The organism is Dactylosporangium sp. NPDC051484 (assembly GCF_040689395.1).
Lineage (GTDB): Bacteria > Actinomycetota > Actinomycetes > Mycobacteriales > Micromonosporaceae > Dactylosporangium.
In genome coordinates this window covers 25955-47126 of record NZ_JBFAZX010000018.1, presented here as the reverse complement: position 1 = coordinate 47126, position 21172 = coordinate 25955, and the positions used below count along the sequence as shown (strand labels likewise).

The 21172-nt window shown below is 71.5% G+C and carries 19 protein-coding genes and 1 pseudogene; 8 read left to right on the top strand and 12 right to left on the bottom strand.

Annotated features, from left to right (window positions below; all coding sequences use genetic code 11):
- Nucleotides 1–6: 6 nt before the first annotated feature.
- Complete coding sequence (locus tag AB0367_RS25605; RefSeq protein WP_366228948.1) at nt 7–1374, bottom strand: DUF6745 domain-containing protein; 1368 nt, start codon at nt 1372–1374, stop codon at nt 7–9.
- The gene (locus AB0367_RS25600; protein WP_366229029.1) at nt 1374–1661 is read right to left on the bottom strand and encodes a hypothetical protein; all 288 of its coding nucleotides are present in this window, start codon (nt 1659–1661) and stop codon (nt 1374–1376) included. Before AB0367_RS25600 ends, AB0367_RS25605 begins: the two co-directional genes overlap by 1 nt.
- Nucleotides 1662–2036: 375 nt before the next feature.
- Between AB0367_RS25600 and AB0367_RS25595 the strand changes: the two genes are divergently transcribed.
- Both AB0367_RS25595 and AB0367_RS25590 read left to right on the top strand, forming a co-directional pair.
- Entirely contained in the window at nt 2037–3053 is a 1017-nt protein-coding gene (locus AB0367_RS25595) for a TerC family protein (protein ID WP_366228947.1), read from the top strand.
- Between the two features lie 82 nt (nt 3054–3135).
- Nucleotides 3136–4128 (top strand): hypothetical protein, encoded by a 993-nt coding sequence (locus AB0367_RS25590; RefSeq protein ID WP_366228946.1) that lies wholly within the window; start codon nt 3136–3138, stop codon nt 4126–4128.
- Nucleotides 4129–4131: 3 nt separating this feature from the next.
- Here AB0367_RS25590 and typA read toward each other — a convergent pair whose 3' ends face one another.
- Entirely contained in the window at nt 4132–5997 is a 1866-nt protein-coding gene (typA, locus tag AB0367_RS25585; RefSeq protein ID WP_366228945.1) for a translational GTPase TypA, read from the bottom strand.
- Between the two features lie 142 nt (nt 5998–6139).
- On the opposite strand from typA, the gene AB0367_RS25580 reads away from it, so the two are divergent.
- Nucleotides 6140–7045: a transglycosylase SLT domain-containing protein gene (locus AB0367_RS25580; RefSeq protein ID WP_366228943.1), complete on the top strand. Its 906-nt coding sequence runs from the start codon at nt 6140–6142 to the stop codon at nt 7043–7045.
- Here the strand turns inward: AB0367_RS25580 and AB0367_RS25575 are convergent.
- Nucleotides 7039–7371, bottom strand: a complete 333-nt coding sequence (locus AB0367_RS25575) for a hypothetical protein (protein WP_366228942.1) — start codon at nt 7369–7371, stop codon at nt 7039–7041. The two genes, AB0367_RS25580 and AB0367_RS25575, sit on opposite strands and share 7 nt — an antisense overlap.
- Before the next feature lie 458 nt (nt 7372–7829).
- On the opposite strand from AB0367_RS25575, the gene AB0367_RS25570 reads away from it, so the two are divergent.
- Nucleotides 7830–7958: a hypothetical protein gene (locus AB0367_RS25570; RefSeq protein ID WP_366228941.1), complete on the top strand. Its 129-nt coding sequence runs from the start codon at nt 7830–7832 to the stop codon at nt 7956–7958.
- Here the strand turns inward: AB0367_RS25570 and AB0367_RS25565 are convergent.
- From AB0367_RS25565 to AB0367_RS25545, 5 genes are read right to left on the bottom strand one after another with little or no spacing between them, the layout of a single operon-like run.
- Nucleotides 7933–8841, bottom strand: a complete 909-nt coding sequence (locus tag AB0367_RS25565; RefSeq protein ID WP_366228940.1) for an STM4011 family radical SAM protein — start codon at nt 8839–8841, stop codon at nt 7933–7935. The two genes, AB0367_RS25570 and AB0367_RS25565, sit on opposite strands and share 26 nt — an antisense overlap.
- On the bottom strand, nt 8838–10157 hold the full coding sequence (locus AB0367_RS25560; RefSeq protein WP_366228939.1) for an STM4012 family radical SAM protein: 1320 nt from the start codon (nt 10155–10157) through the stop codon (nt 8838–8840). The genes AB0367_RS25565 and AB0367_RS25560 overlap by 4 nt, the downstream gene beginning before the upstream one ends.
- Entirely contained in the window at nt 10151–10954 is an 804-nt protein-coding gene (locus tag AB0367_RS25555) for an STM4013/SEN3800 family hydrolase (protein WP_366228938.1), read from the bottom strand. The genes AB0367_RS25560 and AB0367_RS25555 overlap by 7 nt, the downstream gene beginning before the upstream one ends.
- Nucleotides 10951–11991, bottom strand: coding sequence for an STM4014 family protein (locus tag AB0367_RS25550; protein WP_366228937.1), 1041 nt, complete (start codon nt 11989–11991; stop codon nt 10951–10953). Before AB0367_RS25550 ends, AB0367_RS25555 begins: the two co-directional genes overlap by 4 nt.
- A gap of 5 nt (nt 11992–11996) precedes the next feature.
- Nucleotides 11997–12932, bottom strand: a complete 936-nt coding sequence (locus AB0367_RS25545; RefSeq protein WP_366228936.1) for an STM4015 family protein — start codon at nt 12930–12932, stop codon at nt 11997–11999.
- Nucleotides 12933–13135: 203 nt separating this feature from the next.
- Between AB0367_RS25545 and AB0367_RS25540 the strand changes: the two genes are divergently transcribed.
- Nucleotides 13136–13429 carry an antibiotic biosynthesis monooxygenase gene (locus AB0367_RS25540; RefSeq protein WP_366228935.1) on the top strand — a complete coding sequence of 98 codons (294 nt, stop codon included), beginning with the start codon at nt 13136–13138 and terminating at the stop codon, nt 13427–13429.
- Nucleotides 13430–13440: 11 nt separating this feature from the next.
- On the opposite strand, the gene AB0367_RS25535 is transcribed toward AB0367_RS25540, so the two are convergent.
- Both AB0367_RS25535 and AB0367_RS25530 read right to left on the bottom strand, forming a co-directional pair.
- A complete protein-coding gene (locus AB0367_RS25535; protein ID WP_366228934.1) occupies nt 13441–14385 on the bottom strand; it encodes a hypothetical protein in 945 nt (314 codons plus the stop codon).
- 91 nt (nt 14386–14476) lie between these two features.
- Nucleotides 14477–14611: a hypothetical protein gene (locus tag AB0367_RS25530; protein ID WP_366228933.1), complete on the bottom strand. Its 135-nt coding sequence runs from the start codon at nt 14609–14611 to the stop codon at nt 14477–14479.
- Between the two features lie 210 nt (nt 14612–14821).
- On the opposite strand from AB0367_RS25530, the pseudogene coaE reads away from it, so the two are divergent.
- Nucleotides 14822–15391: pseudogene (gene coaE, locus AB0367_RS25525) on the top strand (dephospho-CoA kinase); the annotation flags it as partial.
- 381 nt (nt 15392–15772) lie between these two features.
- Entirely contained in the window at nt 15773–17938 is a 2166-nt protein-coding gene (gene uvrB, locus AB0367_RS25520) for an excinuclease ABC subunit UvrB (protein ID WP_366228932.1), read from the top strand.
- Nucleotides 17939–18392: 454 nt separating this feature from the next.
- Here the strand turns inward: uvrB and rpsA are convergent, their stop codons facing one another.
- Nucleotides 18393–19889, bottom strand: a complete 1497-nt coding sequence (gene rpsA / locus AB0367_RS25515) for a 30S ribosomal protein S1 (RefSeq protein ID WP_350552708.1) — start codon at nt 19887–19889, stop codon at nt 18393–18395.
- Between the two features lie 261 nt (nt 19890–20150).
- Between rpsA and AB0367_RS25510 the strand changes: the two genes are divergently transcribed.
- Complete coding sequence (locus AB0367_RS25510; protein WP_366228931.1) at nt 20151–20960, top strand: class I SAM-dependent methyltransferase; 810 nt, start codon at nt 20151–20153, stop codon at nt 20958–20960.
- Nucleotides 20961–21172: the final 212 nt, after the last annotated feature.

Here is a 21172-nt window from a genome sequence, read left to right as displayed (position 1 = left end):
CCGAGGTCAGGTTTGGATCAGGGGGCGATACTCCTCCTCGGTCAGGCCGAACGTCCACGCCACACCCTCGCGGGCGGTGCGGGTCTGGGGTGGCACGCGCAGCCAGTAGACGCGGCTCGTGCCGTCCGGCTCCGGGGTGCTGTTGATGACCTCGACCATCGTCAGCGGCTCGTCGTCGGCGAAGTTCAGCCGCCACAGGCCGCCGCACTCGTCCTGGGCCACCTTGCGGGCGCCGGCCTCGCGCAGATAGCGCTCGTAGCCGAAGTGCTCCAGCATCACGCGGCGCAGTTCGGCGTTGCGCTCGTCGGCGATCTGGCGATACGTCAGGTGCGCCAGCCGGTCGACCAGGTCTGACGGGATCGGCATGCCGCGCCACGCGTGCAGGGCGTAGCCGTCGCGGTAGTGCACGGCCGGGGCGTCGGCCGCGTGCAGCCGACCGATGTTGTCGCGGTGCAGAGCGTCGGGGCGGTCGGTCAGGATGGCCACGTTCGCGTAGGGCCACCACCACGACGCGGAGCGCGCCACCCCGGCCAGGCCCGCGAGCCGCTGGACGGCGTGCAGCGCCGCCTCCCCCGCGCCCAGGTTCGCCCAGACCGCACCGACCGGACCGGCGCTGAAGACCGGAGCCCCACCGGAGCCCGGGGCCGAGCCAGTGACCGCATCGGCGCCGCCGGAGCCCTCGGCGGAGATCCACGCGGCGGCCACCGGGCCGGCACTGAAAACCGGGTTCACGGCGGGCGTGCCGTGCGCGGCGGGCGTGCCGTGCGCGGCGGCCGGGGACACGGCCGGAACCGGGGCGGCGGCGTCGAACGCGGCCAGCCACCCGGCGTCGTGCTGGCCGCCGACGGCGTCGAGCAGGACGGCGCGGGCGTGGACGGGCAGTTCGCCGCGCAGGTGGGTGCGCAGCGGGGTCGCGATGCGGTCGTTGACCAGCCGCCAGACGTCGGCCCCGCACGCCGCCCACAGGCCGGCCCAGCCGTCGGGGCCGAGCAGGTCGTGGGTCTCGGCCCTGGCCGCGGCCCACGGGGCGGTGCGGACCGCCGCGCGCACGGAGGCGCCGGCGCTGCCGATCACCGGCGGGCAGCCCTGCCCGCGCAGCTGCGCGGCGATGGCCTCCTCGGCCGGGTCGGGGGAGGCCCCGGGCAGGCCGCGGCGGCCGGTGAGCAGTGCCGCGGCCCGAGCGCCCGCGAGGGGCGAGGCGAACCAGACGACGTGGCGGGGCTCCGGCAGGCCGGCCGAGCGGTAGGCCAGCCGGGCCGCCTCGGCGGCGGCCTGACGGTCGGCGGGGGCGGTGGACAGCCCGGCGGCGAGCCACTTGGCGGAGACGGCGCCGAGGGCGGCGGGCCGCGACTCGGCGGCGGTGGGGGCGGTCATCAGTCGGCCACGTAGCGGTAGGCACCCGGCACGTATTCGCGCTGGCGAACGATGCGGTAGGCCCCGGCGGGGACGGTGATCGTGCCGTGCTCCTCATGCACGACCCGGGCCCGGCTGACGATCTTCACGAAGAGCCGATCGACGTCGTCGCGGTCAGCGAGCAGGACCGTGTCGGCGCCGACGATCACGTGGGCGTGGCCGGTCGCCTCACCTCGGGCCAGGACCATGCGGCCCGCCCGGTCGCGAGGGGCCGGGACCGCGGTCGCCGGCACCTCCGCGACAGGCACGGGAATCAACAGAACGTCACCTTGCCGATACACGATCGCTCTCCCCTCGGCGGCCTGGCGTGAGTGAGCGTTGAAAGAACGCCCCATCAACCGCTGTCGGGCAGCACGATAGACGGGGGGTACGACAGTTTTCCGGCCCCGCGCGTTCAGACGTGGCGACCTGATGGACAATGGTTGCCAAGCAACAGGAGGGGAGTATTCCCTCGCGACGGTCGTCGTCAGCACGGTGCCCCACGGTGACGTGGGATCACACCCGGCGTCGTCGGTCACCCGGTAACCACGGGTGATAGAAGAGACCTCCGGTGTCAACTGCATAGTCCGCGCGCCCCTGCGGGTCGGCGCGGTCTGTGGTGTGCCTACCGGAGGTTTCTGCACGTGGACGTTGCCGGCTGGATCTGGACGACGACTCTCATCGGTCTGGGCGCCATTCTGCTGTTCGATCTCGCGATCGTGGCCCGCCGCCCGCACGAGCCGTCCATCAAAGAGTCGACAATCTGGGTGACGGTGTACGTCGGGCTCGCGCTCGCGTTCGGACTGTTCGTCCTGCTGGAGTGGGGCGGCAAGTACGCCGGCGAGTTCTACGCCGGGTGGCTGACCGAATACAGCCTGTCCGTCGACAACCTGTTCGTATTCGTGATCATCCTGTCGCGGTTCAAGGTGCCGCGGCAGTACCAGCAGAAGGTCCTGCTGATCGGCATCGTGCTCGCGCTGGTCATGCGCGGCGGGTTCATCGCGGTCGGATCCGCGGCGATCAGCCGGTTCTCATGGGTGTTCTACATCTTCAGCGTGTTCCTGATCTACACCGCGGTCAAGCTCGCCATGCAGCGCGAGAGCGATGCGGGCGACTTCAAGGAGAACGCGCTGATCCGGTGGTCGCGCCGGGTGCTGCCGATGACCGCGCAGTACCAGGAGTCGCGGCTCACGGCGCGTGACGAGCGGGGCCGCCTGCACATGACGCCGATGATCGTGGTGCTCATCGCGATCGGCACCACGGACCTCATCTTCGCGCTCGACTCGATCCCGGCGATCTTCGGCCTGACCTCCGAGCCCTACCTGGTGTTCACCGCGAACGTGTTCGCGCTGATGGGGCTGCGCCAGCTGTACTTCCTGATCGGGGGCCTGCTGGACCGGCTGGTGTACCTGTCGATCGGCCTCAGCGTGGTGCTCGGCTTCATCGGCGTGAAGCTGTTCCTGGAGGCGCTGGCCGACAACAACCTGCCGTTCGTCAACGGCGGCGAGCCCGTCGAGTGGGCTCCACACATCGGCATCGAGCTGTCTTTGGCCGTCATCATCGGCACCCTCGCAATCACGACCATCGCTTCGCTGGTCAAGTCGAAGCGTGATGCGCGTGCAGGGACCGCACAACCCGACAAAACTCACAACCCGTCCTAATGCCGTGTCGGGGCTCGCGCTGAGCGTGAATCAGCGCGAGTATGAGGTACCACGGCCGGGCAGGTGATGCATCTTGCACGAAATGACACAGCGGGGCCAACTTGCGACCCCGGCGGTGTTGTGCCCGTTCGCGCCGCGGATCTCACCGCACGCCGACGCCGTGCAGCGCTGGTCGCTGCACTGGGCGACCAGGCACGGCCTGCTCGACCGGCCCGGGGCCCGCGCGGCCTTCGCGCGGGCCCGGTTCGCCAACCTGATGGCCCGGGCGCACCCGGACGCCGGCGAGCCCGAGCTGCGCCTGGCCACCGCCTGGCTGATCAGCATCTTCGTCCTCGACGACCTGCTGGAGCGCGCCCTGGTGCGCGACCCCGAGCCCGCCCAGGCCGCGGTCACCGAGGTCGTGCGCCTGCTGCGCGACCAGCAGCCGGCGCCGATCCTGTTCACCACGATCGGCCGGCCGCTCGCCAGCGCGCTGGGCGAGGTGTGGCGGCGCACCGAGCCGCGGGTCGGCCCGGCGTGGCGGGAGCGCTTCGTCGCGCACGTCGCGGACTATCTGGCCAGCACGCTGTGGGAGGCCGGCAACCGGGCCGCGGACCGCCCGCCGCTGCTGGAGGAGTATCGCCGGATGCGCCACCACAGCGCGGCCACCGACATGTTCTTCGACCTGATCGAGCCGATGCACGGCATCGAGCTGCCGCAGCCGCTGCTCGACGACCCCGACTTCGTCACGGCGCGGCGGGCCGCCGGCACGGTCATCGGGATCTTCAACGACCTGATCTCGTGGCCGAAGGAGGCCGCGATCGGCGACCACCACAACATCGTCTTCGCGTTCGAGCGCGAGCGGCGGCTACCGCTGCCGGACGCGGTCGCCGCCGCCGTCGCCGAACACGACGAGCGGATGCTCGAGTTTCAGGTCGCCCGCGACCGGCTCGAGACCCGCTACTGGGACGACCGCACAGCCGTCATCGGCATCGCCGACCTGGTCCACTGGATCCGCGGCAACGTGGACTGGTCGATGGAGTCCGGCCGCTACGCCGCGGCGGAGCCGCCCGGCCAGCGACCCCCTGCTGACTGATCCTCAGGCGTGTGCCCGCTTGCGGGCCACGCGCTCGCGGTCCTTCTGGTCGAGCATGACCTTGCGGATGCGGACCGCCTCGGGCGTGATCTCCACACACTCGTCCTCGCGGCAGAACTCGAGCGCCTGCTCCAGCGACAGCTTCCGCGGGGGGATCAGCCTCTCGGTCTCATCGGACGCGGACGAGCGCATGTTGGTGAGCTTCTTCTCCTTGGTGATGTTGACGTCCATGTCGTCGGCGCGGGAGTTCTCCCCGACGATCATGCCCTCGTACACCTCGGTCGCCGGCTCGATGAACATCGATCCGCGCTCCTGCAGGTTCATCATCGCGAACGGCGTGGCCACGCCAGAACGGTCGGCGACGAGCGAGCCGGTGGCGCGAGTGCGCAGCTCGCCATACCACGGCTCGTAGGACTCGAAGACGTGGTGCAGGATGCCGGTGCCGCGGGTGTCGGTGAGGAACTCGGTGCGGAAGCCGATCAGGCCACGCGCCGGGACCAGCCACTCCATGCGGATCCAGCCGGTGCCGTGGTTGACCATCTGCTCCATGCGGCCCTTGCGGGTGGCCAGCAGCTGGGTGATCGCGCCGAGATACTCCTCCGGGGCGTCGATCGTGAGCCGCTCGGTCGGCTCGTGGATCTTGCCGTTGATCTCCCGGGTGACCACCTGCGGCTTGCCGATGGTCAGCTCGTAGCCCTCGCGGCGCATCTGCTCCACCAGGATCGCCAGGGCCAGCTCGCCGCGGCCCTGCACCTCCCAGGCGTCGGGGCGCTCGGTCGGCAGCACCCGCAGCGACACGTTGCCGACGAGCTCGCGCTCGAGGCGCTCCTTGACCAGCCGGGCGGTGACCTTCGCGCCCTTGACCTTCCCGGATAGGGGGGAGGTGTTGGTGCCGATGGTCATCGAGATGGCCGGCTCGTCGACCGTGATGCGCGGCAGTGGCACCGGGTTCTCCGCGTCGGCGAGCGTGTCACCGATCATGATGTCGGCGATGCCGGCCACGGCGATGATATCCCCCGGCCCGGCCTGCTCGGCCGGCTTGCGCTCCAGCCCCTCGGTCATCAGCAACTCGGAGATCCGCACGCTGGTCTGCGCCCCGTCTTCGCGGCACCAGGTGACCGTGTGCCCCTTGCGGATCGTGCCCTGCCGCACCCGGCACAGCGCCAGGCGGCCCAGGAACGGCGACGCGTCGAGGTTGGTCACGTGGGCCTGCAGCGGAGCGTCCTCGTCGTAGGCGGGCGCCGGAATGGTGTCGAGCAGGGTGCGGAACAGCGGCTGCAGGTTGTCGCTGTCCTCGGGCACGGTGCCGTCCTTGGGCTGGGACAGCGACGCGATGCCGTCGCGGGCGCAGGCATAGACGATCGGGAACTCGATCTGCTCCTCGTCGGCGTCGAGGTCGAGGAACAGCTCATACGTCTCGTCCACGACCTCCTTGATCCGCGCGTCGGGCCGGTCGACCTTGTTGATCACCAGGATGATCGGCATCCGGGCCTTGAGCGCCTTGCGCAGCACGAACCGGGTCTGCGGCAGCGGCCCCTCGCTCGCGTCGACCAGCAGCACGACGCCGTCGACCATGGTCAGGCCGCGCTCGACCTCGCCGCCGAAGTCGGCGTGGCCCGGCGTGTCGATGATGTTGATCGTCACCGGCTCACCGCCGTCCTGCGGGACGTAGCGCACGGCCGTGTTCTTGGCGAGAATGGTGATGCCCTTCTCGCGCTCGAGGTCCATGGAGTCCATGACCCGGTCGGTGAGCTCGGCGCGGGCATGGAACACGCCGGCCTGCCGCAACATCGCGTCGACGAGAGTGGTCTTGCCGTGGTCGACGTGGGCGATGATGGCCACGTTGCGGAGGTCTGAACGGGTCTGCATGTCCCCATTGTTCCAGGGACCCTCCGCCGCCCGTGCCCCGCTACGGCCGATGTGACCTGACGAGCCGTGTCATCGATTCGGGGGGCTGCGAGCGTCTCCTCATACGGCTAGCCTGATGGGCACGGGGAGGAGACTGATATCGATGAGCCGCGACTTCCACGAGGAGAACGACATCTTCTACGAAGAAGATGACGCCGCGGAGTTCGAACAACCGCGCTCCAGGCGACGGCTCGGCGTGATCCTGCTCACCAGCGCGATGGCCGTGGTCCTGGTCGGCTGCGGGGTGATGGCGACGCTACTCAAGGGCGTCGGCCACGAGCGGGCGCCGACGGCGAGCGCACCGAAGGGCAGCCCGTCGACGCCGATCGCGTCGACCTTCGCGCCGCCGACGACCGAGGCGCCGGCCGCGCTCGCCGAGACGTCCTCGGCACCGCCCAGCCAGGCCCCGTCACCGTCGAAGAAGCCGAAGGCGACCGAGGTGGCGCAGGCACCGGCGCCGAACCACTCGACCCCGCCCGGCTGCGCCCCGAGCAAGGGCCCCAACCAGCTGCCGAAGACGACCGTCAAGGGCTACCTGGACAAGGCGGCGGCCACCCACTTCTGGGGCACCAAGACCAAGGTGGAGTATGCGGACATCCTCGTGCCGAAGCGGCTGCTGTACGCGATCGCCGAGCAGGAGAGCGGCTGGCAGTCCGACATCAAGGCCTGCGACGGCGGCCTGGGCCTCATGCAGATCATGCCGAACACCCAGGGGTCCGTGAACTTCCGCTTCGGCACCACCTGGGACCGCACGAAACCGTCCGACAACGTGATGCTCGGCGCGAACTACCTCGCCTGGCTCATCGCGTACTACGGTGACAGGATCGCCACGCAGCACGGCACAACGCCCAGTTACGACGCGTTGAATCCGGAACTCCTCAAACCGGTCATTTCAGCCTACAACTGGGGCACGGGCGGCGTTGAGCCCGGCATGGGCACCTTCCCCAACGGCACCTACGTCCAGAACGTGCTCTACCTGATGGACCACAGCCGCGCCGGCAACTACTGATCGTCGAACGTCGAGGGGCCCACGTCGGTGTAACGGCCGGCGTCGGCGTCCCACTCGAACTGCCGCCCCTCGGAGCCGGCGCTGACGATCTTTCCGAACGCCGGGTAGCGCTCGACGAGCCACTCCAGGTCGGGCATGAGCAGCTCCCCCGCGTCGGCCAGCTGCTCGTCGGTCTCGTCCCCGACGAGCAGATTCCAGCCGCTGGCCCGGCGCCCGTCGGGGGCGGGCGGCAACGTGGCGTCCTCCGGGTCGTGGTACACGTATCCGGGGGTCAGCGACTCGTCCTCCACCAGCCGCCGCGACGCGAACGCGATCAAGTAACTCATGCGACAAGTATGGCCCCTCGCCGCGTCGCACCCGTCCGCAGAGGAGGCCCAGTCGGCCACGCCCGCCGGCGACCACCGCACCACCGCCGCCCGCTGCACCGAGCTCGTGCGGGGCGCCACCGGCTGGAAGGCCCCGCCCCGCCCCGCCCCGCCCCGCCCCGCGCCGGCTGGACGGCCCGCGACGTGGTGCGCCATCTGGTCGAGTGATTGTCCGGCTTCCTGCGCTCCGGCGCCGGCGTCGAGCCGTCTGCCGTGCCGCCCCTCGACGCCGGCCCGGTCGAGGCCTGGCAGACGCACGCCTGGGCCGTCGCCGTCAGGTTGACCGACCCCCACACCGGCGCCCTGCCGCTACCGGCCGCGATCGCGACCTTCTCCACCTCCGATGTGTTCCTGCACACGTGGGACCTCGCCCGGGTCACCGGCCAGGACGGGCGCCTGGACCGCGGCGGTGCACGACGATGCCGGAGGGCAAGCTGCCGATGGACGCCCTGCCGCGCTCCAGCGGGCCGGCACGGGCCGAGGCGCCCGAGGACGCCGACCCACAGACGAAGCTGCTCGCCTTCATCGGCCGGGACCCGCCGAGGTAGCCGCGAGCGCGGCCGCCGGGACCGACCACAGTGGACGATCGTGCGGGATTCGCTCCAGCACGCCGCCGGCGAAGACGGCGTACAGCGGCAGCGTGCGCAGGTGGACGTAGCCGATGTGACAGTCGCAGCTGACGTTGGGACAGGGCCGGGCGCCGCGGCGAGCCGTCCACGACCCGTCGTACAGGTTGCCCAGCGGCTCCGGCACGAAGTGGCAGCGGCGCACCGTGCCGTCGCCCAGCACCGAGATCACGTCGTCGCCGGTGCGGCAGTCGCGGCCCAGCGACTCGTGCGGTCGCACGCTGTAGCCGAACAGCGGGTCGATCGCGGTCCACACCGCCTCCTCCGCGGCCGTATACGCGTGGCCGTCGGCGGCGTTCACCCAGAGGTACACCTCGGGGGGCAGGCCCCTGCGGAGGGCGGCCGCGTCGCCGAGGTGCTCCGGCAGGCCGACGATCCCCACGGAGTGGCGGATCCCGTGGCGGTGCAGGGTCGCGCACGCCGCCAGGAAGCGCTCGAGGCTCGTCTGACCCGGATGGTAGGTGCACCACAGCGCCAGCTTCGCCGGGTCCGCGGCAGCGACCCAGCCGAGGCGGGCGGACAGGTTGGTCTGGATCGCCGCCCGGCCGACGTGCGGCATCCGGGACAGCTCGACGAGGGCGTCGCGATACCACGACCGGGTGAGTCCCTCCCCCCACGGGGTGAACAGCACCTCGACCGGTGCGCGGGCCACCGCCGCCGACTCGTCCCGCACCCAGGCGACGAACCGCGACAGGGCGGCCCGGTCGGCGCGCAGCCGCTCCGGCGGGTCGCGGCGCTTGGCGAACGGGCAATACGGGCAGTCGTAGTTGCAGCTCGCGAGCGGCCCCCGATACAGCATCCTCATCGCGTCACGTGCCCGGCCATGGCGGCGCGGACACCGGCGGAGATCAGCCAGGGCCCGATCGCGTCGGAGTGCGCGAGCCCCTCGGCGGTGAGGCGGTGCCCGTCGAGATAGCCGGCGTCGCGCAGCCGGGCCAGGGCCGGGAAGTCGTCGTCGACCGCGGTGCCGAACCGGGCCAGATACCGATGGGCGTCGAGCCCCTCGGCGCGCAGCAGCGACTTGAGCAGCCAGCGACGGCGCTGCTCGGCGCCGTCGAGGGCGAAGCCGACCTCGGCCACGTCGAAGTCCCCCTCCGGCCGGGACAGGTAGTCCTCGAGGATGCCGCGCACCTGCCGCACGCCGACGGCGTAGTCGAACGAGTAGTGCAGCGCCGAAGAGTACGAGCGGGCGCCGCACCCGAGGCCGACCATGCCGTCGTCCTGGCAGCAATACCCGGTCCCGTCCGGTGCCGGCTCGACGCTCGCCGTGTCGCGGCGCCGGAACTGCCGCATCGACAGCTGCTCATAGCCGGCGCCGGCGAGCCGGGCGGCGGCGTGGCGGTAGAGCTCGAGCCGCTGCGCGTCCCACAGCGGGTCTCCGCCGCCGTCGGCGCGCCGGCCGAGCCCGGTCATCGGCCGCACGTACAGCGGGTAGAGGTACAACTCCTCGGGACGCCACCGCAGCGCGGCGGTGAGCGACGCCTCCCAGGTCTCGCGGGTCTGACCCGGGATGCCGTAGATGAGATCGAGGTTGAGGTCGGCCTCCCCAGCGGCGCGGATCGCGGCGAGCGCCCGGTCGACCTCGGCGCGCCGCTGCGGGCGGCCGGCGGCGTGCGCCTCGGCGTCGAGGAAGCTCTGCACGCCGATGCTGATCCGGGTGGCGCCCCGCTCGACCAGCACCGCGAGCCGTTCGGCGGTCGCGGTGGCCGGCGACGTCTCCACCGACATCGGCACGGCCCGCAGGTCGGCGCCGGTGGCGTCCTCGAGCAGGTCGAACAGCTCGGTCAACTGGCCGGCGCTCAGGTGCGTCGGAGTGCCGCCCCCGATCGCCGCCCGCGCGTAGCGGGCGCCGGGGACGGCGGCCGCGACCCGGCGGGCCTGCCGGCGCAACTGCGCCAGGTAGGCGGCGACCTGTCCCTCGGGCGGATTGGCCCGCGTGAACAGGTTGCAGAAACCGCAGCGCATCTCGCAATACGGCACGTGCGCGTAGAGGAACAGCGCGCCCGTGTCCTCCCCGGCCCACACGTCGGCGAGGCGGGGCCGCGGGTCGAGCGGCCGGTAGGCGGTCTTGTGCGGATAGGCGTAGAGGTATCCCTGATACGGCGAGCCGAGCTTCACCATGCGCCGGCCTCCAGCGTGAACTCCGCATACGGCACGGTCCACACGACGTCGTGCGCGAAGCGGTGCCCGGTGTGGCCATCCTCGCCGTAGGCGGTGCCGTGGTCGCTGCAGAGGATCACGCGGCACGGGCGGCCGCGCGACGCGACGAGGTGCAGCAGCGTCGGCAGGTGCCGATCGACGTATTCCAGCGCCGCCCCGTGCGAGGCCAGACAGTCCCGCACCGCGCCGGGCAGGTAGTGCCGGTTCGGCTGGTGCATCGCGGCGACGTTGACGAACGTGAACACCGGCAGGGCTCCAGCTGCCGGCGGCAGCACCCGCGCCAGCCGCTCCAGCTGCGCCTCGAAGCATGCCGGGTCGGTCACGCCGAACGCCTCCTCCCAGTGCGCCTCGTCGAACAGCCCCGGCAGGACCTTGCCCTGCGCCGAGGTCATCGCGAAGAACCCGACGCCGCCGAGGCAGATCGTGTGGTAACCCTCGGCGCGCAGGCCGGTGACCATGTCCGGCGCGTCGAACACCCAGGTGTCGGCGCCGACGGTGGTGCTGCCCGGGAAATGCGCCGCGAACGGCCGCTCGTGCGGCCCCGGCGCGGCGGGCGTGGGCAGGAACCCGCCGAAGAACGCGTGATGGGCCGCGTAGGTGAACGACGCCGGGGTGTGCCGCCGCTCCCACACCCCGCCGGGCAGCACCCGGGCCAGATTGGGCGTGCGGCCGCGGGCGAGCAGGTCGGCGGCCACGTCGTAGCGCAGCGTGTCGAGGGTGACGAACAGCAGGTCGTGGCTGCCGAGCAGCGACCTCATGCGACCACCGCCGCCGTAAGCGCCGCGACCTCGGCCGCATACGTGTCCCGCCCGTCGACGAGCAGGCCGGGCAGCAGGTCGCCGAACGCGTTGACCTCCGCCACCGCGTGCGAGCCGAAGCCCGGCGCGAACATCAGGTCGACCCCGGCGTGCAGGCTGTCCGGGAAGCAGGCCGCGGCCCGCTCGCAGGTCTCCATCGCCTCCGCCCACCGCCGCTGTCCCGCCGCGGCCCGGATCGCGGCCAGGTCGCCGCGGGCGTTACCCAGGTGCAGGTTGGTCAGCGGGGACCGGCTGGTGCGCGCCACCACGTGGCTCGCCCGCCCGGCGATGACGACCACCCGCAGGTCGAACACCCGCCCCTCGTGCGCCGCCTTCGGCAACCATCGCTCGACGTGCAGCCCGTCGGCGCCGAGCCGGTCGACGATCGCGGCGACGTGCCGCTCGTCGGTGTAGTGGTGGACCCGCAGCTCGTTGAACAGCCGGCCGCCGTCCAGCGCCGCCGAGGTGTAGGCGCTCACCCGGCCCGGGCCGAGGGCCAGGGCCACCACCCCCGACGCCGAACTGCCATGGGCCGGTTTGACGAACACCCGGCCCCAACCGGCCGCGCGGACCTGCTCGTAGTCCCGCGCGGCGAAGCCGTCGGGCACCGGCACGCCCCGATCGCGCAGCAGCGCGTGGCAGCGGCGCTTGTCGAACATGACCGCCAGGTCGCCGACCGACGGCAGCAGCGAGCCGCTCGCGCGGCGCCGCACCCGCCGGGCCGCCTCGAGAAAGCCGGCATACCAGGCGGCGAGGCCGACGATCTCGCCGTGCTCGGCCGGGCGGTCGGCGCCGCGCAGCAGCCGGTCGACCTCGGCGTCCTCGCCCGGCGACTCCAGCCGGACCGTCGAGCCGGGCGCGATGTCGAACCGGTCGGCGCATACGTCGCGCCAGTCGACGAAGGCGGGCTCGGGCAGCCCGGCCGCGACGGCGGCGGCGCGGAACAGCGCCACCCGCTGGTGGCCGCGGACCCCGACCACCGTCATCGGCGTCGTCATGATGCTCACTCCGTGACCGACACGTATCGGAAGCCGTCCTCCTCGGCCTCCTGCTCGTCGGAGACGTCGACGGCGACTCCGGGCAGCTCCTGCTGAAACCGCGCGGCGACGTCCTCGGACATGAAGTGGTGCGACAGGTCCAGCGAGCGCAGGTGGGTCAGCGGCTGGCCGAGCAGCAGCGCCTCGGCGCCGGCGTCGGACAGCGCGCCCATCGACAGGTCCAGGCTGCGCAGCCGGGCCACGACGGGCGCCACGGCGAGCGCCTCCGCGAGCTGGTCGGCGATCTCGGCGTTGCGCAGGGCGAGGCGGCGCAGCGCGGGCAGCTCCGCGCCGGACAGGATCGGCGTGAAGTCCTCGACCGTGGCGTCGGCGCCGTACTCCCGCACGCCCAGCCACAGCTCGAGGTCCTCCAGGGCCGGCAACGACGAGTCGCGGAGGCCACGGACGAACGCGGCCGGCAGGCCGCCGCTCTGCACGCTCAGCTCGCGCAGCCGCCGGTGGCGCACCGGGGCGAGCCGCAGCCCGTCGGCGCCGCGGATGTGCAGCACCTCCAGGGCCGGGAACGCGCCCAGCAGCGGCGCGTACTCACCCTGGTTGATCCACGAGATCTCGCACTCCTCGTAGGTCATCTCGCCCACGAACAGCGCCCGCAGGTTGGGCAGCCGGTCCCGCGCGGCGATCAGCAGGCGCAGCGGCGGCCCATCGGATTGCGGCTCGCCCCACGACCCGATCACCAGCGCCCGCACCGTCGCGCCGCCGACCGCGTCGAGCAGCGCATCCAGCGTGGCGGCGAACCGCTCCTCGCCGTCGCCGTAGTCGACGCCGATGCGCCACGCGACGTCCTGGCCGGCCCGGCGGGCGTCGCGGCGGCCCGCCGGGCCGGGCTCGAAGCGCCGCACGGGAAGGCCCGCGAACGAGGTGATATTGCCGCCGATCGTCATGGCCGGGACGTTAGCAGCACCCCCCGACAATTCCGGGGTGCTCCGGCCGGGAGCAGCGGCGACGCAAGATCGAACCCCTCGGCCAGCGGATCGCCGCCGGGCCGAGTGGCGCGGGCGAGTCGCGCCCCGAAGGCCGAGTCGCGCCCCGGAGGGCGTGGCAGGCCTCGGAGGCCCGCCGGTCGAGCACGACCTATCCTTATCGGATGGTTCTGGAAGTCGCTCTGATCGACGTGCAGGAAGGCCGCGAGGACGAGTTCGCCGCCGCGTACCGCAAGGCCTACGAGATCCTCGCCACCACCCCCGGCCTGCGCTCGGTGCGCATGACCCGGGGCATCGAGAGCGCGTCGCGCTTCGTGCTGCTCGTCGAGTGGGACTCGGTGGAGGCGCACCTGGACAACTTCCGGGCCACCGAGCGCTTCACCCAGTGGCGCGGGCTCATCGGCCCGTACTTCGACGGCGCGCCTCGCGTGGAGCACTTCACCGACGTCGAGCCCTAGTCGGTCAAGCCCTATTCGCCGGCCTTCTTGTAGACGATGAAGTCCAGGTTCGCGGAGTAGACAGCGCCGTTGACCGCCTCGCCTGCGCGGGTCATGAACCAGGCATACCGATCCTCGCTGGTGCGCACGCAGACCTTCGAGTTCGGCAGGAGGCTCGCCAGGACCACCTGGCCGGTCCACTGCCCCGCCGGCACCGCCGAGCAGGTGGAAAGCGACGGGGTGTCGGCGGTGAGCAGCACCGCGAACCTGGCACCGTTGACGGCGGACAGGCCGATGACACCGGCCGTCACGTCCGCGCCGGCGGCCCGCTTGCTGCCGCTGTCGAAGTCATACGCCTCGTCGGGCCGCCCGGCCAGGACGGCGAGCTGCGCCGTCCCGGCGCGCAGGACGCCGGTGGCCAGCGGCGCGGCCGGGGGCGTGGAGGCGCCCGCGCTCGGGCCCGTCGCGGCGCCGCTCGCCGAGCCGCTCGGCTCCGCGCTGGTGCCGGCGGTCGCGGAGGCGCCACCCACGCCGCCGCCCTCGGCGCTGCCGCTCGGCATCGCGGCCGGGTCGGTCACGGGCACGGCCGACTTCCCCGTCGTCGCGCCCTCCGACTGCGTGGCGGCGCCGGTGCCGTCCTTCGCGGAGTCGTCGCGCGTCGCCAGCACCCCACCGGCGACCGCGATGACCAGGACGACCAGCCCGACGAGCAGGACGGCGATGCGCCCCTTCCGCGAGGTGCGCGCCACGGCTTCCGGCTCATGCGCCGGCGGCGGGGCCGGCGCGGCCTCTTCCACCGGCGCGGCTGGCTGGCGCGGCACGACCGCATATGCCGACGTCGGCCAGCCGGACCCCCCGTCCAGCGGTGAGTCGGACATCCAGCCGCGCCGGCTCGGGGGCCGGGGTGGCGAACCGTTCACCTGGTCGTGGCTGTGCTCCGTCGGCGGGTCCTGCCGTGGGGGGTGTCCCGGCTCCATGCAGCACGTCCTTCTGGTCCTGGCAGATGTGCAGTTGCCCGGCAGAGTATCGCTGACCGTCACGGCTTGCGCCACGGCAGAAAGGGCCCTCTCAGCGTGCCAGCATCCGCATGAGCGCGGTGGCGCCAGCGGCCGTATACCGGCCGCTCACGGCGAGTATGCCCAGCACGGCCGCCGTGGCGAGGAACGCCATCGCCTCGGCGGCCGGTCGCCGTCTCGTGCGCATGCGGCACTGCCGCGCGGCGCGAGACGGCGACCTTCCGCTGCCGGAGCGCTACCGTGCGACATGAAGCCTGCCCAGTCGCGGCGCGCCAGGCCCCAGGCCGCGGGATCTCACGAGAGTCGGAAGATATCTTGACAAACCTTGCAATCCGTGCTGACCACGCCGCAGTACCCCGGCGCGGGCGCCCGGTTCACCTTCCGGTGTGATTGCCTGATGAAGATGGTTGGGCTGACCGGCGGCATCGGCGCCGGCAAGAGCGCGGTCGCGGCCCGGTTGGCGGCGCTCGGCGCGGTGATCGTCGACGCCGACCGGCTGGCCCGGGAGGTGGTCGCGCCCGGAACGGAGGGGCTGGCCCGGGTCGTCGAGGCGTTCGGCCCGTCGGTGCTCGCCGCCGACGGCTCCCTCGACCGAGCCGCGCTGGCGCGGGTGGTCTTCGCCGACGACGACGCCCGCCGGCGGCTGGAGGAGATCACGCATCCGCTGGTACGAGAACGCACGGCCGAGCTCATCGCGGCGGCGCCCGGCGACGCGGTCGTGGTCAACGACGTGCCGCTGATCGTGGAGAAGGGCATGGCCGGCCTGTACGAGCTGGTCATCGTCGTCTTCGCCGCGCTTGAGACAAGGCTGGACCGGTTGACGCGACTGCGCGGAATGAGCCGGGACGAGGCGATGGCGCGGATCGCCAAGCAGGCGACCGACGAACAGCGCCGGGCGGTCGCGGACATCGCGATCGACAACGACGGGACGCCGGAGGAGCTGGACCGGGCCGTCGCGGCCGCGTGGGAGCGCATCAGGTCCGCCTGACGCGATTTTCCGCCAGTTGTACCTCGTGATGCACGCTCTGCGTGCTGTCCGTCGTCTGGTTCGGGTGGTTCCCCACGCGCTGGTGTGGCTTCAGACCATAGGCGCTCGCGGCGGCCGGTCGCGCGCTGCGCGCGATCCGTCCTCGGTGCGCTCGCCGGCCGTGACGGGCCGGGGCTGCAACCGGGCGCCGGGAGGGCCGGCGTGATGGGCCGGCCTGCTCTCCGGTCGGCCGCCGCGAGCGGCCTACGACGTCTACGGTAGACCGGTGATGTTTCCCACACAATCGTCAAGCTGAATACGATCGAGCACCCAGGGCGAGGACCCGGAAAAGTGTCATACCCCCCGCGTACGGTTGGGGTCATGGCGCTCGACATCCCACGCTTGGACCGCCGTTTCGAGGTGGTCAGCGAGTACAAGCCCTCCGGCGACCAGCCCACGGCGATCGACGCGCTCGCCAAGCGGGTGCGGACCGGCGACCGGCACACCGTGCTGCTCGGCGCGACCGGCACCGGCAAGAGCGCGACCACGGCCTGGCTGGTGGAGCGGCTGCAGCGCCCGACGCTGGTGCTCGCCCACAACAAGACCCTGGCCGCGCAGCTGGCCAAGGAGTTCCGCGATCTGATGCCGCACAACGCGGTGGAGTATTTCGTCAGCTACTACGACTACTACCAGCCCGAGGCCTACATTCCGCAGACCGACACCTACATCGAGAAGGACTCGTCGATCAACGAGGAGGTCGAGCGGCTGCGGCACTCGGCGACGATGAGCCTGCTGACCCGCCGCGACGTCATCGTGGTCGCGACCGTGTCGGCGATCTACGGTCTGGGCACGCCGGAGGAATACCTGGACCGGGCCGCGAAGGTCAGCGTCGGCGAGGAGATCGAGCGCGACAAGCTGCTGCGGCGCCTGGTCGACATCCAGTACACACGCAACGACCTGGCGTTCAACCGAGGCACGTTCCGGGTTCGCGGCGACACGCTGGAGATCATCCCGGCCTACGAGGAGCTCGCGATCCGCATCGAGTTCTTCGGCGACGAGGTCGAGCGCCTGTCCTATCTGCACCCGCTCACCGGCGACGAGATCCGCCAGACCGAATCCCTGATGATCTTCCCCGCGACGCACTACGCGGCCGGCCCCGAGCGCATGGAGCGGGCCATCGCCGCCATCGAAGCGGAGCTGGAGGAGCGGCTCGCCGAGCTCGACCGGGAGGGCAAGCTGCTCGAGGCGCAGCGCCTGCGGATGCGCACCACCTACGACATCGAGATGATGCGGCAGGTCGGGTTCTGCAACGGCATCGAGAACTACTCCCGCCACATCGACGGCCGGGAGGCCGGCAGCCCGCCGCACTGCCTGCTCGACTACTTCCCCGACGACTTCCTGACCGTCATCGACGAGTCGCATGCCACCGTGCCGCAGATCGGCGGGATGTATGAGGGGGACGCCTCCCGCAAGCGCACGCTCGTCGAGCACGGCTTCCGGCTGCCCAGCGCGCAGGACAACCGCCCGCTGCGCTTCGACGAATTCGAGGAGCGAGTCGGCCAGACGGTGTATCTGTCGGCCACGCCCGGCCCGTGGGAGTTGGACAAGACCCAAGGCGAGTTCGTCGAGCAGGTGATCCGGCCGACCGGCCTGATCGACCCGGAGATCGTGCTCAAGCCGACCAAGGGCCAGATCGACGACCTCATGCACGAGATCAAGCTGCGCACCGAGCGCGACGAGCGGGTCCTGGTCACCACGCTGACCAAGAAGATGGCCGAAGACCTCACCGACTACCTCCTCGAGCACGGCATCCGGGTCCGCTACCTGCACTCGGAGGTCGACACGCTGCGCCGGGTGGAGCTGCTGCGGGAGCTGCGCCGCGGCGAGTTCGACGTGCTCGTGGGCATCAACCTGCTCCGCGAGGGCCTCGACCTGCCCGAGGTGAGCCTGGTGGCGATCCTCGATGCGGACAAGGAGGGCTTCCTGCGCTCGGGCACCAGCCTCATCCAGACCATCGGCCGTGCGGCGCGCAACGTCTCCGGTCAGGTCCACATGTATGCGGACAAGATGACCCCGTCAATGGCCAAGGCGATCGACGAGACCAACCGCCGGCGCGACAAGCAGGTCGCGTACAACAAGGCCAACGGCATCGACCCGCAGCCCCTGCGCAAGAAGCTGGGCGACATCCTCGACGACATCTACCGGGAGGCCGAGGACACGGCCGGCGCCGTGAGCGGCCACGGCCCGGGCGGCGCCGTCGTCATCGGCGGCGGCCGCCAGATGAGCCGCGGCAAGTCCCCGGAGGGCACCCGCGCCCGCCAGAAGGGCGGCGGCACCAAGGGCGCGGCAGCCACGGCCGGCGCCCAGTCCGCCCCTACCCGCGCAGGCATGGCTCGCGCCGAGCTCGCCACCCTGATCCAGGACCTGAACGAGCAGATGCTGTCCGCCGCCCGCGAGCTGCAGTTCGAGCTGGCCGCCCGCATCCGCGACGAGGTAGCCGAACTGAAGAAGGAACTGCGAGCCATGGACGTAGCCGGCGTGAAGTAACTGCGCACCGCACCCGCCGCGCGGCCACCAGGGCCACGCCAGCGCCAGGGATCCGCACACTCGGCCGCCTCCGGCCGCCCTCAGGTGCCGGGGCGGTTGGGGTGTGCGTCCGGCGAAACCACGCACATACGGGTGTTTCGCCAATGCGCGCAGCCCCGCCGCTCGTCTCGACCCAAACCCCAACACCGCGGCCCACCGCTGGTCAACGCGCTGTCCAGCCGCACCGAAGCCGGCCGACGCCGCGCCGCGGCCACGCTGCCACTGCGGATAGCCTCACCCCGCGCCGGAGCCCAGGGCCGCCACTCGTCGCGACCCCAGCCCGCACCGCAGCCGCATCGCGGCCACGCCGCCCACCACGGGGGCGATCGGCGCCGGCGAGGGCGAGGGGCGGCGGGGAAAGGGAAAAGCCCCGGACCCTTGCGGGCCGGGGCTTTTCGCTATGGCGATGCTGGTGTCAGCTCTTGCCGCCGGCGAGCTTCTCGCGCAGGGCGGCCAGGGCCTCGTCCGTGGCCAGGGTGCCCGAGGGCTCCTCCGGCGCGCGGGCCGCGGTCGGGGTCGACGTGGACACCGAGCCCGTGGCCGGGGCGGCCGCGGCCGGCTCGGCGGTGGCGTCGGCCTGGCGGGCGGTCTGCACCTGCTTGGTGTGGGCCTCCCAGCGCTGGCGGGCCTCAGCGTACTGCTGCTCCCACGCCTCCCGCTGCTTCTCGAAGCCGGGCATCCACTCGGCGGTCTCCGGGTCGAAGCCCTCCGGGTAGATGTAGTTGCCCTGCTCGTCGTAGGTGGCCGACATGCCGTAGAGGGTTGGGTCGAAGTGCTCCTCGCCCTCGACGAAGCCCTCGTTGGCCTGCTTGAGCGACAGCGAGATCCGGCGCCGCTCCAGGTCGATGTCGATGACCTTGACCATGACGTCGGAGCCGACCTGGACGACCTGCTCCGGGATCTCCACGTGGCGCTCGGCCAGCTCGGAGATGTGCACCAGGCCCTCGATGCCGTCGTCGACCCGGACGAACGCGCCGAACGGGACGAGCTTGGTGACCTTGCCCGGCACGATCTGCTGGATCGCGTGGGTCCGGGCGAACTGCCGCCACGGGTCCTCCTGGGTCGCCTTCAGCGACAGGGAGACGCGCTCACGGTCCAGGTCGACGTCGAGGACCTCGACCTCCACCTCCTGGCCGACCTCGACCACCTCGGACGGGTGATCGATGTGCTTCCAGGACAGCTCGGAGACGTGAACCAGGCCGTCGACACCACCGAGGTCGACGAACGCACCGAAGTTGACGATCGAGGACACGACGCCCTTGCGGACCTGGCCCTTCTGCAGCTTGTGCAGGAACTCGGTGCGGACCTCGGACTGGGTCTGCTCGAGGTAGGCACGCCGCGACAGAACCACGTTGTTGCGGTTCTTGTCGAGCTCGATGATCTTCGCCTCGAGCTCACGGCCCACATAGGGCTGCAGGTCGCGCACCCGACGCATCTCGACCAGGGAGGCGGGCAGGAAGCCACGCAGGCCGATGTCGAGGATCAGGCCACCCTTGACGACCTCGATGACCGAGCCGCGGACGACGCCGTCGTCCTCCTTGATCTTCTCGATCGTGCCCCACGCGCGCTCGTACTGCGCACGCTTCTTCGACAGGATCAGGCGGCCTTCCTTGTCCTCCTTCTGGAGAACCAGGGCCTCGATGTGGTCACCGACCGACACGACCTCAGCAGGGTCGACATCATGCTTGATCGACAGCTCGCGCGAGGGGATGACACCCTCGGTCTTGTAGCCGATGTCGAGCAGGACCTCGTCCCGATCGACCTTGACGACGGTACCTTCGACGATGTCGCCGTCATTGAAGTACTTGATGGTCTCGTCGATCGCGGCGAGGAAAGCCTCCTCAGAACCGATGTCGTCGATGGTGACCTTGTTGCTGCTGGCGCTCGAGGTGGCCTCGATGCTGCTCGTCATGTGGGCTGTTGCTCCGGTCGGTGGATTTGCCTGGTGAACCTGCGCGCTCCCGCGGACCCGTCGCCGGGCACAACCCGCCTGTCGCAGTGCAGGATCAGTGCATTGGAAGCTCAGGATGTGTTCGGCGACCGTGAGCCTGCCCCATGCCGAGGCGCACAAACCCACGAGTGCACCGATCAGCCTACCCTGCGCAATACCACATGGTCCAACCCTCCCCCAGACCCGATCTGCCGACTTTGCCAGGGCCTACCGTTGCTCCCCATGGAATCGTCACCTGACGCAGGCGTCACACGACGTGCCGTGAGTCCCGCCGAGAGCCGCCGGGCCAGCCGGCGATGGTGGGACGACGACGCCGACGCCTACCAGGAGGAACACGGTCCCTTCCTGGGCGACGTGGACTTCGTGTGGTGCCCGGAGGGGCTGCGCGAGGCCGACGCCCACCTGCTCGGCGACGTGGCCGGCAAGCGCGTGCTCGAGATCGGCTGCGGTGCCGCGTCCTGCTCGCGCTGGCTCAAGACCCAGGGCGCGGACGTCGTGGCGTCCGACCTGTCGGCCGGCATGCTCCGGCACGCCCGCGACGGCGTCACTCGATCGGGTGTCGAGGTGCCCCTCCTGCAGGCCGACGCGAGCGCCCTGCCGTTCGCCGAGGGCGTATTCGACATCGCCTGCACGGCCTTCGGCGCCGTACCGTTCGTGGCCGACTCCGCCCGCGTCATGCGCGAGGTCTACCGGGTCCTGCGCCCCGGCGGCCGCTGGGCCTTCTCCGTCACCCACCCGATGCGCTGGGTGTTCCTCGACGACCCGGGCGAGGGCGGCCTGGTCGCGGTCCACTCCTACTTCGACCGCCGCGCGTACGTCGAGGAGGATGACCGCCACATCGCCACCTACGTCGAGCAGCACCGCACCTTGGGCGACCGCGTCCGCGAGCTGGTCTCCGCCGGCTTCGTGCTCAACGACCTCGTCGAGCCGGAATGGCCCGACCACCACCAGCAGACATGGGGCCAATGGAGCCCCCTGCGCGGCCGGATCTTCCCGGGCACGGCGATATTCGTCGCCACCAAACCAGCATGAAACCGTAATTTCAGCGTCCGCCGCCGCCTAAACACGAAAACGAGCCGCCGAAACACGAAAACAGCGGAGCCGAAGCCACCGGGTAGGCGGCGAAAGACACGAGCACGACCAGCCGGCGAGACCAGCCCACCGGAAGCGCCACTCGACCGGCCGCTGCCCGGCCAAGAACCAGCTGCCATGATCACGGAGTGCTCGCGTACCCCCCGGTACAC